Genomic DNA, 15,476 nt, shown 5'->3' with positions numbered 1-15,476 from the left:
TTAATTAGCAGTTTTACTCAGGTAGGCAGATTGTGCAAAAGATGCCTGTACCATGGAATCGATGTTATCGGTATTCCATACGCCTGAGCCACGCCATAATGAATTCCATACAGCGGTGAGCTTGTTGTTCTTGGGGTTTTTGAGGTCGAACAGGTCGATGGCTACCTGTCTTTCATTCACCTGGTAAACAGTGTAGTAAGAAGGCCAGTACCATCCGCCGCCGGGGTATCCCCAGTAGCCCGGATCCCAGTAGCCTCCGCCGCCCCACCATCCCGGGTTCCAGGAGATGTTGGTGTAGGAGTTGTCGATACGTGTGAGGTTCACTGCCAGATCAGGTTTGGCAGCTTTGTTCACTAATGTGTAACCCCGTTGCTGCATGGCAGCAGTTACAGAAGCAATTAATTTTTTGTCGTAGTCCGTCAGCGCTTTCTTCGCTGAATCACTGGTCCGCGTTAATACAGCCACCGAATCTACTATGCTAAAAGTGGAATATGAGGTGAAATTGGCGGTGCTGTCGTGGTTGGTGATGTAGATCCTTGACTCTTCATTGGTCATATCTTTTAAGGGATCTTTACGGCAGCTACTGAATGAAACCATCGCTACCACTGCGGCAGCGGCACTGAATAAAAACAATGTTCTTTTCATGTCCTAGCGTATTAGTTTAAAAAAATAAATCTACGGGCTAACGATTATGGACCAGTCAGGTTGGTGTCCTGACAATTCCGTTTCCGTGTTATGTCTCTTGAACGGATTAGATGGTTGATTGTTACAGAAAGTTTATCAATGGAGTGTTAATGAAATCCTAAAGTAGGATAAGGGTTAACAGTAACAATAATTAATGTAGTGGATTAAATTAATATAGATCTCTTTTCTAATTCTATTTTTAACTGGTCCGGATCTTCGAACAGGATACTGTCTATACCAAACTCGCGCGCTGCTTTCACATTACGAATATTATCATCGATGAACAATGACGTAGATGCGTTAGCGTTATACCTGTCCAATAGCAGCTGGAAAAATGCAGGGGCTGGTTTGCGCATTTTTTCCTTGCCGGACACTACGATACCGTCGAACCAGTGAAGGGAAGGGTACATAGCCCATGCAACGGGAAATGTTTCGTCGGACCAGTTGGTGAGCGCATATAATTTATATTGTCCGCTTTGTTTCAGCTGATGTAATATATTTTTGGTGCCTTCAATTTCACCGCCAAGCATTTCCTCCCACCTGCCGTAATAGGCGCGGATATTTTCTTCATGGTGAGGGAAGGCGCCCACCAGCAGGTCGGTACCTTCGGCCAGGGTTCTGCCTTCATCCTGTGTTTCGTTCCAGTCGGACGTGCATACTTCACGGAGGAAGGTTTCCATTTCTTCTTCCGAAGAAAAAATCTTACGGTATAAATGACGGGGGTTCCAGTCGATCAATACTGCTCCCAGGTCGAATATGATGGTGTTGACCGTTTTATTTTGCATAGGGTGTTGTTTATTCAGGAAGTTCATCGGAAGCATCTTCGAGCAGTTGAAGATCTACCGAATCGCTGCCGGCAATACCTTCAATGGAGCCTTTGATATGCGCCGCATTGAGTAATACTTTTTCGAGTTGTTTTTCGCGTGCTTTCCAGAGTTTTTCCATGGCGTCGCGCTCGCGCTGGATGGATAATTTCATGGACATAAACCCTTCGCGGATAGCTTTCCACTGCTCTGCAAACTCGCCGCCGGTAAGGTATTCATAGAGCATGTGCATTTTGTCTCCTTTATTTTCCTGTGAGCGGAGCTTGCCCGAAATTTTGATAATGCCATCTCTCAGTACATAAGCCAGCGCTTTTACTTCAGCGAAAGTGCAGATCCAGATGCCTTCTTTTTCACCGAAGCGTTCCATATCCTTTGGCATTGTTTGGGTAACAAGGATGGCCACGTCCACTCCCTGGCTGCGCATATCTGCTTTCAGTTTTTCCACCCAGTCCCTGATAAATTCCTTGGTGCGTTTACTTTCATAGATAATGCGCCCGCATTCCTGCCCGTACTGGTTGCGGATCAGCTGTATGCAATCGGCGCCGCGAACGCCTTTGCCTACAGGCGTTACTTCATCGAACGGGAAATGAAGGCGCAGCATTTCTTCCAGCACCAGTTCCTGTGCTTCTCCCTGCAGCTGCATAGAACCCTGTTCTGCCCTGCGTCTCATTTCTTCGGCCAGTTTGCGCTGGTCTTCCAGTTGTTTTTCCAGTTCACGGAGGCGCAACTGGTGCTCTGTATCTCTCAGTGTGTTACGTTCGGATTCTTCTCTCCGTATCTGGTCGGCCAGTTCAGACCTGGCTTCCAGCAGTTTTTTCTGGAGGGCAATTTCCAGTTCCTGTTCTTTGGTTTTCAGTTCCTGCTCTTTACGGAGGAATTCCAGTTCCTGTTTGCGGGCTTCCCTGAGCTTTTCTTCCTGTTCCAGGTTGGCTTCCTTCAGGGCCGATAGCTGGCTGCTGAGATCGGCGGTGATGGATTTACGCAGCTCCTGTTCCAGGGCGTCCTGGAGCAGTTTTTTTTCGGCGAGCACCCGGCGGTTCACTTCTTCCTCCTGCTGTAGTTTCAGTGCTTCTACCTGCTGGCGCTCCTGCGCCATTTTTGTTTTTTCTGATTGCAGGGAGTTTTTTTCAGCCTGAAGGGAGTCGAGCCGCTTACGCCATTCCGACTCCATTTTTCCCCGCATTTCCTTTTCTATATCCGCTGCAAAAGCATCTTCCATCACAAACTGGTGCCTGCAACTGGGACAGGTAATTGATGTTCCCATAGTACTTCAGTAAAAAATTACGTAAAGATAGGGGTTTAGCGGACGGAATAAAAAAAGGAAGGTAGTTGGCTCTTCCTTCCTCCTGCATGAATAATGGCTAAAACAAACAACAGTAATTCAGGTTTTTCAATAGATAGTATTTCCTGCCGGGTTAACGCCAGCAAGATGGGAAAAGATTGTTAGACGGAGGTTAAATGAAGGTTAGGGAATTGTTAAGGATGGGGTTTGCCCGGTTTCTTTTGGCGGATACGGGGATTATAACCGGTGGAGAAGGGAGGATAAGCCGTATCTTTTGAATATACGGCTTATCAATGGGGCAACAATGGCGTATATACGGTGGAAATACGGCGGAAACCGGGAGTATCCATACTGTAAGCCATAAAAAAGCCTGCCCCGGTAAAGGAGCAGGCTTTTTGGCAGGCACAGGATAAACAAAGGATCAGTTTTTTATCAGTTTAACCGAAGGCACTCGCCAGTATTGGTTGCCGGAGGTCATGGTAGCTAGAAAGCCTAATGAAACAGCCTGGGGCTGCGTAATGGTAAACTGGCACTGTACCGTGGCATTCGCGAACCTGGTGGTGGGGAATGCAATGTATCCTGCAGCGGCAGGCAGATCGCTTATATCCGGTAATGTATTGCCGGCGGCAGCCACTACGTATACCGGGTCAAGCGCTTCTGTGTAGCAGTTCACCAGGAAAATATAATTCCCCGCAGGTAAGGTAACGGTCTGGTATATTTTACCATTGATGATGTTGGCTGTGCCGCCCCATCCCGATTCCATTACCAGGCAACCACCGGCATCGGCCACATAGCCGCCAAAACCAGCATGGTTCATCACGTTGGGGCTGGTGATCCAGGGGGCTGCCAGGGTACCCCATCTGCCGCCATCATAGGTGGCCCTTACAAAAGGACCGGTATTTTGCATGTATTGAGCTGTTACATCCGCTTTTACGCTATGTTGCTGAAAGGCTACATAAAAGGTGTCGAATGCGGTAGGATTAGGCAGGTAAGCCGTCCGGTAACTGATACCGCTGCCTGATCTGAAAGCGGGCAACGAGGTGCTGAAGGAGGTATTGGCAGATACAACCAGGGTGTCGTGCAGTGTGCCGGTGTTATCTTCATACTTAATGCGCATGTTTACCACACCTGCATCTGCGTTCACATCCACCCAGTTGATCAGGGCAGAACCGTCGGGTTGCATTTCCGCATTGGAGATGCCCCGGTTGATAAGCGCAGTTTCATACAGCTGCCCGAATACGTTGGCAGAAGTATTTACCGGGATAGAAACGTGGCCGGCTGCATCGTAGGTCCTGATCTCAAAGTTCATCAGTCCTTCGGGCAAACCGGAGATAATTACCTTCGGAGTATCTACACCGGCCGTTCTTTTAACCGCTACTTCAACAGAATCCTGGCGGCTGTTCCAGAATACTTTATAAGCGGTGATCTTTGGATCGGAGGTAAAAAGACCAGTGATCATTACCCTGCTTTTACCGGAGAAAGCCTTTACAGAGTCCATTTTTCCGGGATAGGTGATTGCGCCACCCGCCATATATTTATCCCTGTATTCATCCATTTTGGTGCAGGCGCTTATGATAAACACCAGCGCCAGTATTATACAGGAAGCTGTAAGTTGATGCTGTTTCATTTGTTTTGAATTTCGTTGATTGATCATTAACTAGTTACCCCACAATGTAAATTCCGCGATATTGATAAAGTAAGACCCCTGCCAGTTAGACAAGCTCCTGATCCTGATATAGCGGTAGGCGGTTTGCCCGGCCGGGAAGTCAAACTGCCAGCCGTTATATGCCAGTGTCTGATCGGAAGCGGTTTCTGTGGCGTAGGGTGAACCGGATGGTTTTACCACGTGGCAGGTGGTCAGTTTGGTCCAGCTTTCATCCAGGTTGCCGCTGAGACTCGGGCTGTTGGAGGCCCATATTTCAAAATCTTTCACATTGCCTCTTACATAGTAATTGTTGCCAAGCTCTTTGTAGGGATTTACCTGCATACGGCTGAAGATATGCGCCTTGCCCAGGTCCAGTGTTACCATCTGCGGACTGCCGGCCTGTTCCAGGGTGAAGAGGCAACGCGGCCATCCCGGGTGAAAATCGCCGTCGTATATGTACGGCACATCTGTACGCCCGCCATTATTCAGGATCCCGGCATCATTTGGCAATACATAATTGCTCCACTCCGATTTGGGTAACAGCTGTTCAAAAAATGGCGTGAGCGATACAAACAGGGTATCTGAAAAATTCATCCACCGGTCTCTCACCACAAAAGCATAATTTCTTTTGACAGCAGGCTGCTCTCTCACTGCGCTTTTGATCACGGGGTCATTGCTGTATACATTGTCCATCCCTACTGTTTGTACCCATTTGCCGGTACCGGAAGAATCAACAAGCGGGATAATGGCCAGGTTTTCCAGCGTGGGATTATTACAGGTAAGATTGAAACCGCCAAAGGTGGCTTCCACCACCAGCGACCTGTATGCAAGGTTAATAGCGGGTGTGAGGGGATTTACCGTAACGGAAACTGCAGGCGAGGATACTTCGCTGGAGTTGACGGAATACAGCTTAATGACATGAGCCAGCGTATCTCCGAAACCATCTACCGTCAGCGTATTTTCGTAGTGTGAAGCCTTTACTTCCGCGGGATGCCCCGGGGAAGTTTCATACACGGCCTTTATATAGGAAAGATCAGGATCAGATGGAAGCGAATAAGTGATCACTGCTTTTCCATTTGCATTCGTCACGGTGATTCCGGTTACCACGCCCGGAGGATTGGTATTGGTAACCATGGCTTTATTCAGTTCCTCTCTTTTACAGCCTGATATCAGTACCAGGGAAAACGCTGTATATAAGATCGTATTTGATTTTATTGTTTTCACTTCTTAATGATTTAATGTTAAAAGACATCCGCACGCTGTGCAGTTTACCAGTTGGGATTTTGCACCAGGTTGGGATTCACCAGCAGGTCATTTTCTTTTATCGGCCACAGGTAATCGCGGGGAGCTACGAAATGCCTGGAGAGAAAAGAAATTTCACGGTAGTACAATTCTGCCGTCTGACCGCTTACCACCCAGCCTGTGATATTGCCGCTGAGCTCCTGTGCGGCGGTTTTCCAGCGTAACAGGTCCCAGTAACGATGTCCTTCAAAGCAAAGCTCAATGGCTCTTTCCCGTTGGATGATGGCCCGCATGCCTTCTTTGGTAGTGTATTTGGAAGGGTTCCTGCTGTAGTTGGACCATGAGCTTTGCACTGTTTGCAAACCGGCCCTGGCTCTTATCCTGTTAACATAATCATATACCTCTTCTCCGGGGCCCTGTACTTCATTCAATGCTTCCGCGTAGAGCAGGTACAGATCTGCCAGGCGTATTTCGGGATAGGGATAAGGAGGATAGGTGACCGTGTTCCAGTCCATATGCCAGTTCACTACTTTCTTCATATAAAAACCTGCAATAGGCACCGGCGACGACTGGCTCAGCTCACTGCCGCGGGCCATCAGCCAGAATGTATTTTCATCATTCTTGGAAGGGCTGTTGGCCATATACCAGATGCCCCTGTCGAAGCCCAGGTCGGCATAATATCTTGGCTCCCGGTCAAAATTTAAGCGGGCAGTGGTTTCTCCTTCTTTAATGTTAAACCTTTCGGCATGTGTGGCTACCCGCAGTGCCGCGATATTTGAAAAATCGAGTGTTTTATCTTCATCAATGGGAACGCCGTTTTGCGTGTAGAACATTTTGGCCATCTTGATGGTAGGGCCCAGTAACGGATGTCCTGCCGTTTTTGATGCTACTGCGTTGGGAAAATCGAACTGCCCGATACCGCAGCGTTGCAGGAAGGTGCAGCCCCAGGTAACGCCGCTGGTAGAGCCCCAAACCAATTCGCTGTTCCATGGCTCGCTCATGGAATTGCGGACGCTCATCTGCGTCATGGTAGTAGCGCTCAGTGGTATTGTCTGCTCAGGGAAAGTATACAGGCGGATTCCCTGTGCAGCGCAGAGGTCAATAGCTGCCTTACATGCATCGGCGGCACGTTGCCATTTGGCGGCGCTGAAAACAGTATTGAAAAGCTGTACACCGTCTTTGTTTTTGAAAGACCCGTAGTCGGAGTTGCCGTTAAACAAAGGACTGGCAGCTGTTACCAGTAATTTGGCCTTTAAGCTTAATGCGGCGGGCCTGGTAATGCGCCCTGATTCAGAGGATATATTGGCGATGCTCACCGGAAGGTTCGTTGCTGCTGCATCGAGTAAACCGGCGATATAATTTACAACTGAATCTACCGGCTGGCGTTTAACATACATCTCGTCGATAGAGGCGCTGATAGGGAGGTTCTTGTCTATCACCGGTATAGGACCATAAGCCCTGAACATAAGAAAATGGTAGTAGGCTTTCAGAAAAGTGACTTCTGCTATCCACCTGGTTCTTGTATCGATATCCAGATCCGCCACTTTACCCTGATCGCTTACATTCTCAAGGAAGATGTTACAGTCCCTGATAGCCTTATAGCAGGCTACGCCGTCCCTGTCGCCGGTCATGTAGTTGGCGATGGGATCGGATGTATTCTGATCTCCATAATCAAGTCTTAATACATTGGTAGACCTGATATTATTCGTGGGGTCCAGCACAAATACCTCGTCGCTGGCAGATAGCCCTACGTTATAGGTAGGGTCATAATTAACAGGAATGTAGGCATAACAGGAAAATAAATATTTTTCAGCTTCTGTTTTGGAAGTAAAGGCATTGTCGATGGTGGCCACATTATCCGGCACTACATCCAGGAAAGGTTTTTTACACGCTGCTCCGGAAAGGATCATGATGAGCAGGAAGAAGATGGAACGGGCAACTTGATACTGGCTGCTGTTGCAAGCCTGTGTTCCTGTCAGGCGATTGCTGTTAAACTTATTATCGTTCATATGAATTAATGCTTTATTTGAATGTTAGAAACCAACCGCTACCCCGATGTTATACACCCGCTGAACCGGGTATCCCAACCCGGATGCGCCCATTTCGGGGTCCCATAGTTTAAAGGCGCTGATGCTGAATAAATTCAATCCATTGGCATAAATGCGCCCGCTGGTCAGGCGTAGTTTCTTCAAAATATTGCCGGTAAGGTTATACCCGATCTCTGCTGATTTCATACGTAAAAAGGAACCATCCCTTAACCACCAGGTAGATGTTTGTGTATTATTTGCAGAGATGGTGTTGCTTAACCTGGGCCAGAAAGCATAGGAATCGCGGTTGTCTTCCGACCAGTGGCTGTCGGCGATCACCTGCAGCAAGCCATTCTGGTTGCCGCCGTTGAGATAGAAAGGAGTAGTATTGGCGGCGTTAATGATAAAAGAAGACCTGGCGGAGCCCTGGAAAAAAGTGCTCAGGTCAAAATTCTTATATCCAACAGAAAAGCCGAAACCATATATAATTTCCGGTGTGGTAGGATACCCGATCGGCACATAATCGGCATCAGTAATTTTTCCATCTCCGTTCACATCCCGGTATTTAATATCTCCTCCCATGATGCTGCCATATTGCACGGGGGAGTTATTTACTTCTGCCTGGTCAATAAACAGTTTCTCTGCGATCAGGCCATAGATCTGCCCCAGCGAGTTACCTACCTTAGACAGGTTCCGGTTGTTTTCCGCGTATTGTGGTTCTTCGTTTACCAGCAGTTTACTTTTGGCATAGGTAAGGGTACCGCGTGCCTGCACCCATAGTGAATTATTAAATGTTTTACGGTAGTCGGCCACGAGGTCAACTCCCCGGCTGTAGGCCTTTCCTGCATTGGAAGAAATGTTTGCCTGCAGGCCCATTGAGCTGGGCACAGTGTTTCTTACCATGAGGATATTGCTGCGGTTTTGCTCATAGGCATCTACGGTGATGGTAAGGTTTTTAAATATGGTGAGGTCCATCCCGATATTGGTTTGTTTAGACAGCTCCCAGGTGATGTCACGGTTCTCATAGCGGTTGATGGCTACGGTAGGGCGGTTGTAGGTGAAGTTGGTACCGAAGTATCCTGCTGCATTGCCATTTAAATTAACATCCGAGAGATAAAAGAAACGGTCGGTAGCACTGCCTATCTGGTCGTTGCCCACCAGTCCGTAAGTGAACCTGAATTTCAGCTGGTCAACGGTATTGGCCAGCGGCTTAAAGAATTTTTCATTGGATACGATCCAGCCTCCTCCCACTGAGGGGAAAAAGCCAAACCGGTGGTTGGCGGCAAACCTTTCAGAGCCGTTGTACCCGAAGTTGAATTCGAAAAGGTAACGGTCATCATATCCATAGGTAAACCTGCCGGATATGCCCTGGTTGCGGGCAGGCAGGGAAAGCTGCAGGCTGGAAGCATTACCGGTAAGGTAATTCCTGATGGTGCCTATCAGCATACCTCCTACGTTGTGTACCTTGTTGAAGATCCTGGAATAGTTTACAGCGGCTTCGGCATAGGTAGTGGTATTTACATTTTTATCGCCGGGCGCATAGGTGAGATATTCTGTGGGCGTTGGGCCAACGCTGCCCACGTTACCATCGTTGATGAGGGTAAGGCCGGTAAATTTTCCGTCCACTGCGCTCGACTGGTAATAATAAGGACTATACTGCCTGGATACTGCAAAATTTGCATACCGGCCGGTATACGCCATCATCCTGGCAGAAAGCCCGGGTGTGATGGCTTCCAGGTCCTGGCGCAAACTGAGCTGCGCGGTAAGCGTGCTGGTATTGGTGGCCTGGAACCCCGAAAGTGATTGGGCATATGGATTCACATATAACCCGCCGCCGCCCGGTATCAGGGCGTTTCCGAACAGCGGGTGTTTGGCATAGGGCAGAAGATTTGAAGGGTATACTGCCGGAAACGCCACCGGGTTGCTCCAGATGGCATTATAAAAAGTAGCGGCGCCGCCTCCAATGGGGCCGTTATAATCGTCGAACTGCCCTTTAAGGCTTACCAGTGCTTCTGTTGTTTTGGTAAGGTTTAAAGTAACGTTTGATAAGATGGAATAGGAGCGGAGCTTGATGTTATTGCTGAAATTATTCAGTTTGTTTTCCTTGAGGATACCATTATCAATATTATAGGTCATGGCCAGGTAGTACTTTGCCTTGTCTGAGCCCCCGCTGGCATTGATATTAAAACGTTGATTGGTAGTGCGGTCCTTGATCAGCTGCTGTATCCAGTTGTTGTTGGGATATAATAAGGGATCGTCTCCTGCGGCAGTATGGTCAATTTTATTTTGTGAATATGGTAATACGCCCAGCGGGTTCCTGGTTAGCACCGCTTCATTGGCGAGTTTCATGTAGGTAACATTATCTGCCAGTTTAAAATTCTGGGTGTTGGCAGAAGTAGAGTTTTCCATGCGGAAATTGAAGCGCATCTTTCCGAGGTTGCCGGTTTTGGTAGTTACCAGTATCACCCCGTTGGCGCCCCTGGCCCCGTACAACGAGGAAGCCGTGGCATCTTTCAAAACAGAAAAACCAGCGATATCATCCGGCTGCAACCTGGCAAGGTCCCTGGAAGATGATTCTATATTATCAATTAAGATAAGGGGATCTACTTTCCCGGCGCCAAAGGTGCCTACGCCCCTTACAAAGAACTGCGCATTGTCGGCGCCAGGCTCGCCGCTCCGCTGATAGGAGATCACCCCGGGGATCCTGCCGGCCAGCATAGTGGTGAGGTTCCCGGTAGGCCCCTTCAATTCCCTGGGCTCAATGGCGGTAATAGAACTCACCATACTGGATTTCTTCTGGGTGCCGTAAGCTACCACCACCACGTCTTTAATGGTATTGTCCCGGGGGGAAAGCAATATCTCGTAATTGCCCACGTCATTTTTTACGGGTATTTCCCTTGACACATAACCTATGTATTGTACTACCAGTATTTTATTGTCGCCCGTAATTTTTAATTTGAAGTGCCCGTCCTGGTCTGTTTTAGCGCCGGTGGTGGTTCCTTTGAGCATTACTGTTGCCATGGGCAGGGGCGACCGGGTATCTTCGGCGAGCACCCGGCCTGAAACCTGCCGTTCCTGCGCGGCGCTCTTTTTTTCAGCAGGATTGCCCTCCCCGGCGACAGGGTTCCTGCCCCGTTTGATCAGCACCACGTTTTTCTTCAGTTCATACAACAAATTGCGGCCTTTCAGCACTTCGTTCAGCACAGTGGCTACCCGGGTATTTGTATAATCAATGGGGCCGCTGATCACTTCACTTTTCAGCAGGTCGTCGCTGTAGAAAAAGGTGAGGTCTGTTTGTTTTTCAATCGCCTGGAAAATACTCTCCAGCGTCATATTATTTCCTTTGATAGACACTGTGGATGCAGGAATATTCTGACTTCGCGCAGTAAAACCTAAAAAAAAGAGCAAAAAAGCGGCGATAAACGCCCTGGGCCCGGCAAAAGAGCGCCGGCCAGTATTCAATAACGGGATACTTCTTTTCATTTTCCTTGTTTGGTTGACAATGACTGTAACGTGGTGACTATAAGTGCTTAATTTTTGTGGTGCACTATACTAAGACGACATATTTGGAAAATGGGTGAATGAGAAAACCGTTATCCCGCTTGCTTAAAAAAATTAATAATTGTCAAATTAACATTTTATCATACAAACGCCTTATATTTAACTTCAATGTCCCAAACGAATATTATCCGCGTTATCTAATCAACCAGCCTAAAAAGTATTTTTATGCCTGAATATCCGGGAGATGAAGTTATACTTACATTATTAAAAACAGGAAATGCCGGTGACGCCTTTGAGGTTATTTTTAAGAAGTATTACCGGCTGATGTGGACCAAAGCATATCTCGGCACCAGCGATGCGGTGGCGGCAGACGATCTTGTTCAGTTAGTATTGAGCAGTATGTGGGAAAAGAAGTTGTACCGGAATATAAAAGGCTGTCTTAAAAGTTACCTGCTCACTGCTGTCCGTAACCAGATTAATGATTACCATAAGGTGAAACAAAGGGCGCTGAGAAAGATTGAGAGATATGCGGAAACAGTTGATGAGCTGTGCATACCGGAAAAGGACACAGACGACAGATGGAGCGCGCAGGAACAACTGCACCGGCAGCTGCATGAATTGCTGAACGAGCTTCCGGCCCAGCGCCAGCGGGCATTTACGCTTGTATATATGCAGCAGAAAAAATATCATGAAGTGGCCGACAATATGGGGATCAGCATCAATTCACTGAAAACCCATCTTAAAATAGCTGTTAAAACACTGCGTAGCAAACTGCATCCGCCGGTATCGGAATGAAATGTACTGTAAGCGATTACTTCTCTCATTAAGTTTACTATCAATGACCTCTGATAAGCAATATATTGATCAATTAATGCTGGAAAAGCTGTCCGGGAGCATTTCCGGGGAAGACGACCATGCGCTGCAGGAGCTTATGGCCGCCGATCCGGCGTTAAAAGATATGTTCGCCCGCCTGCAGCATCAGCTCAATGATCCTGCCGCCCGGCAATACCTGCAACAGCTGAACGAATCACAGTTGTGGGAAGAAAGAAAGCATCTCTTTAAGAAGAATAATACGAAGGTACTGTACCGGGTAGCTGCCGGTTTATTGCTGCTGCTCGGAAGCGCTGCATACCTGTTTTTTTTCTTTTCCCGGGAACAGGCGCAACATCCTGTTGCTGCTGTAAAACACACCGCGCCGGGCAATAGTATTATCCTGCAGATGGCTAACGGGCAAACAGTTAATCTTTCTGATACCACCCAGTCGTCGTTGCTCAGCATCGGCTCTGCACAGATGAGAGTATCGCCCAAAAGTTTGCAATATGAGTCGGCCAGCGCCGATGCCCCTACAGCGATGAACCTGCTGCAGGTGCCCGCCGGGAAAGATTACAAGCTTACATTGCCGGACAGTACAGAAATATGGCTGAACGCCATGTCTGAAATCAGGTTCCCGGTGTCGTTCAACGGGCGTACCCGGGAAGTGTTTGTAAGCGGGGAAGCGTATTTTTCCGTTCATAAAGATGTTAACCATCCTTTTATTGTGCATACAGGGCAGTTTTCTGTTGATGTGCTGGGCACCGCATTTAATATCAATACCTACAGCAGCAACAGTCCCCGGCTCTCGCTTTCATCGGGCAAAGTGTCCCTGAAAAGTAAAACAGGTAATCAAAGCGTGCAGCTGTCACCCGGATATGAAGCCATCTACAACCCCCAACAGGGCAATGGTTTCAGGATCGACGGGTTTAATGCGCGGAATACGCTTGCATGGCTGGAAGGGAAATATTATTTCAGGAATACCCCGCTAAAAGAAATTGCCATTGTAATCAGGCGCCTGTTTGATGTGACCGTACAATTTAATACACCGGAGGCAGAAGGAATTACGGTAAGCGGCGTGCTCACCAAAAAAGACGGGTTGCCGGAGTTTATGGATAATTTGTCGAAGACCACGGATATTAAGTATCAGCTAACAGGGAGCGTGCTCCAGATCCTTTGAGCAATGCCTGCTTAAAATCTTCCTTTAAAAGGGAACCGGTTTACCTGCATCCCTGATAAAGGATGCATGTTTTTTTGTTTGTACCGCCACCTGGTCTTAAAAGCATTGTATCATCGCTTAATTATTTCTTACCGTATTAAATTAGCGTCTGTAAGACAATTATACTATCAATTTCGACAAATAAGCCATTGCTTAAAAGCAGGTTCCTGTATTTTTGTTTTACCAGCAGGCATTAGCCAGCGCGGCATTTACAGCAGTAAAAAATCCATTCCACATGAAAAAGATAGTATCTAATCTTACCTTTCTTCTATTGTTTACTATAACCGCTTTTACACAAGGTATTATTGAGCATGCGCCTCCCGGTTTTGACGCATTGCGTGCTGATATACCGCATGGCCGCATTGATACCATCACCTATAACTCGGCAACAGTGGGCAATCCGCGTAAAGCGCTGATATATTTGCCACCGGGATTTTCAAAGAAGAATAAATACCCGGTGTTATACCTGTTGCATGGCATTGGCGGCGACGAAATGGAATGGCTGAAAGGCGGTACGCCACAGGTAGTGCTGGATAACCTGTATGCCGGGGGAAAAATTGAGCCAATGATCGTTGTTATGCCTAACGGAAGGGCTATGAAAGACGACCGGGCTACCGGCAATATCATGGCTCCCGACAAAGTGCAGGCGTTTGCCACTTTTGAAAAAGATCTGTTGAATGACCTTATTCCCTATATACAAAAGAAATATCCCGTTTACACAGACAGGGAACACAGAGCCATTGCCGGCTTGTCGATGGGAGGAGGGCAGTCGCTGAACTTTGGGCTGGGTAACCTGGATACGTTTGCCTGGATAGGCGGCTTTTCGTCTGCTCCGAATACGAAAGCACCGGAACAGCTGGTACCGGATCCTGCAGCAGCAAGACAGAAAATAAAACTGCTCTGGATCTCCTGCGGCGCCAGCGACGGGTTAATTTCCTTCAGCAAACGTACACATGATTACCTGCAAAAAAACAATGTGCCGCATATCTATTACATTGAGCCTGGCGTACACGACTTTAAGGTATGGAAAAACGGGTTGTTTATGTTTTCCCAGCTGATATTTAAACCGGTGGATACTGCTACGTTCTCAAAATACCCCGTAGAGGGCGCACCTGCTGAAACCAATGTGCGCAATGCAAAGTATCCACAGGTATTGGCCGACCACCGGGTTGTTTTCCACATCAAAGCGCCCGAAGCGCGGAAGGTCCAGGTTGACCTGGGCCGCAAGTATGACATGGTGAAAGACAGCACCGGTGTATGGACAGCAACAACGGATTCCATAAGCGAAGGATTTCATTATTATTCCCTGCTGATAGACGATGTAGCAGTTGCAGATCCCGCCAGTGAAACCTTTTACGGCATGGGAAGAATGGCAAGCGGTATTGAAATACCGTTTGCCGGCGGTAATTATTACGCATTAAGGGATGTGCCGCATGGAGAGATCCGGACCAGGAAATACTTCTCAAGGGTTACCGGTTCATGGCGGCAGCTGTGTATCTATGTTCCGCCGGGTTACGAGGCAAATGTCAACGAGAAATATCCTGTACTCTATATTTTGCACGGTGGCGGCGAAGACGAAACGGGATGGGCCATGCAAGGTAAAACGGATCTGATCATGGATAACCTGATCGCCTCAGGGAAAGCGGGGCCTATGCTGGTGGTAATGCCCGATGCGAATGTTGGCGGCACTGCTTTCAGCGAATCTCCGTTGAAAACATTTGAAGCAGAGCTAAAAGAGGTTATTATTCCGCTGGTGGAAAAAAATTACCGTGCAGACACTTCTGCAAAGAAAAGGGCATTGGCCGGTTTATCTATGGGAGGCATACATACGCTTTATACGGGCATCAGGAACACGGATATGTTTTCTTCCCTGGGGGTATTCAGCTCGGGATGGATACAGCCTATGCAAAATAATATTGCAGGGGCGCAGTATGATTTTATGAAAACCCATGCGGCTATGATTAACAACAATTTGAAAACGCTCTGGATTTCTATGGGAGGAAAAGAAGATATTGCCTACAAGAACTGTCAGCTGATGCTGGCAAAACTGGATGAGCTGAACATTAAGCACAACTATAGCGAATACCCTGGCGGCCATGCCTGGCCGGTATGGCGGAACAACCTGTTTAATTTTGCACAGCTGCTTTTTAAATAACTGCCGGAAAGCGCCGGCATTATTTTGCCGGATGCCTTGCCGCAATTTTATATCCTTCCCGGGGACAGCGTTTCTATTTTTTCCGGA

The 15,476-nt window shown here is 47.8% G+C and carries 10 protein-coding genes; 3 read left to right on the top strand and 7 right to left on the bottom strand.

Translation table 11 applies throughout. The features are described from left to right. The 7 genes from ABIE50_RS29165 to ABIE50_RS29135 all read right to left on the bottom strand — a co-directional run bounded on the left by ABIE50_RS29165 (nucleotide 1) and on the right by ABIE50_RS29135 (nucleotide 11,187). The gene (locus ABIE50_RS29165; protein WP_142686343.1) at nucleotides 1-645 is read right to left on the bottom strand and encodes a DUF4136 domain-containing protein; all 645 of its coding nucleotides are present in this window, start codon (nucleotides 643-645) and stop codon (nucleotides 1-3) included. 203 nt (nucleotides 646-848) lie between these two features. After that, nucleotides 849-1,469, bottom strand: a complete 621-nt coding sequence (locus tag ABIE50_RS29160; RefSeq protein ID WP_209862201.1) for an HAD family hydrolase — start codon at nucleotides 1,467-1,469, stop codon at nucleotides 849-851. A 10-nt stretch (nucleotides 1,470-1,479) separates the two neighbouring features. Beyond that, entirely contained in the window at nucleotides 1,480-2,772 is a 1,293-nt protein-coding gene (locus tag ABIE50_RS29155) for a DUF2130 domain-containing protein (protein WP_142686347.1), read from the bottom strand. Nucleotides 2,773-3,211: 439 nt separating this feature from the next. After that, a complete protein-coding gene (locus tag ABIE50_RS29150) occupies nucleotides 3,212-4,417 on the bottom strand; it encodes a DUF4998 domain-containing protein (RefSeq protein ID WP_209862197.1) in 1,206 nt (401 codons plus the stop codon). Nucleotides 4,418-4,447: 30 nt separating this feature from the next. Beyond that, nucleotides 4,448-5,659 (bottom strand): DUF5000 domain-containing lipoprotein, encoded by a 1,212-nt coding sequence (locus tag ABIE50_RS29145; protein ID WP_354028226.1) that lies wholly within the window; start codon nucleotides 5,657-5,659, stop codon nucleotides 4,448-4,450. Between the two features lie 44 nt (nucleotides 5,660-5,703). Further along, nucleotides 5,704-7,686: a RagB/SusD family nutrient uptake outer membrane protein gene (locus ABIE50_RS29140; protein WP_209862194.1), complete on the bottom strand. Its 1,983-nt coding sequence runs from the start codon at nucleotides 7,684-7,686 to the stop codon at nucleotides 5,704-5,706. A 24-nt stretch (nucleotides 7,687-7,710) separates the two neighbouring features. Then, nucleotides 7,711-11,187, bottom strand: coding sequence for a SusC/RagA family TonB-linked outer membrane protein (locus tag ABIE50_RS29135; protein WP_354028225.1), 3,477 nt, complete (start codon nucleotides 11,185-11,187; stop codon nucleotides 7,711-7,713). Nucleotides 11,188-11,430: 243 nt separating this feature from the next. On the opposite strand from ABIE50_RS29135, the gene ABIE50_RS29130 reads away from it, so the two are divergent. From ABIE50_RS29130 to ABIE50_RS29120, 3 genes are all read left to right on the top strand, one after another. Next, nucleotides 11,431-12,000: an RNA polymerase sigma factor gene (locus tag ABIE50_RS29130; RefSeq protein ID WP_209862191.1), complete on the top strand. Its 570-nt coding sequence runs from the start codon at nucleotides 11,431-11,433 to the stop codon at nucleotides 11,998-12,000. 43 nt (nucleotides 12,001-12,043) lie between these two features. Continuing rightward, entirely contained in the window at nucleotides 12,044-13,195 is a 1,152-nt protein-coding gene (locus tag ABIE50_RS29125; RefSeq protein ID WP_209862188.1) for a FecR family protein, read from the top strand. Nucleotides 13,196-13,469: 274 nt separating this feature from the next. Then, nucleotides 13,470-15,389, top strand: coding sequence for an alpha/beta hydrolase-fold protein (locus tag ABIE50_RS29120; protein WP_209862185.1), 1,920 nt, complete (start codon nucleotides 13,470-13,472; stop codon nucleotides 15,387-15,389). Nucleotides 15,390-15,476 lie beyond the last annotated feature (87 nt).

It is taken from the genome of Chitinophaga sp. OAE865 (assembly GCF_040546735.1).
GTDB classification, from domain to species: Bacteria; Bacteroidota; Bacteroidia; order Chitinophagales; family Chitinophagaceae; genus Chitinophaga; species Chitinophaga polysaccharea_A.
Note: the sequence above shows the minus strand (reverse complement) of the source record. Positions and strands in the feature narration are given on the sequence as shown.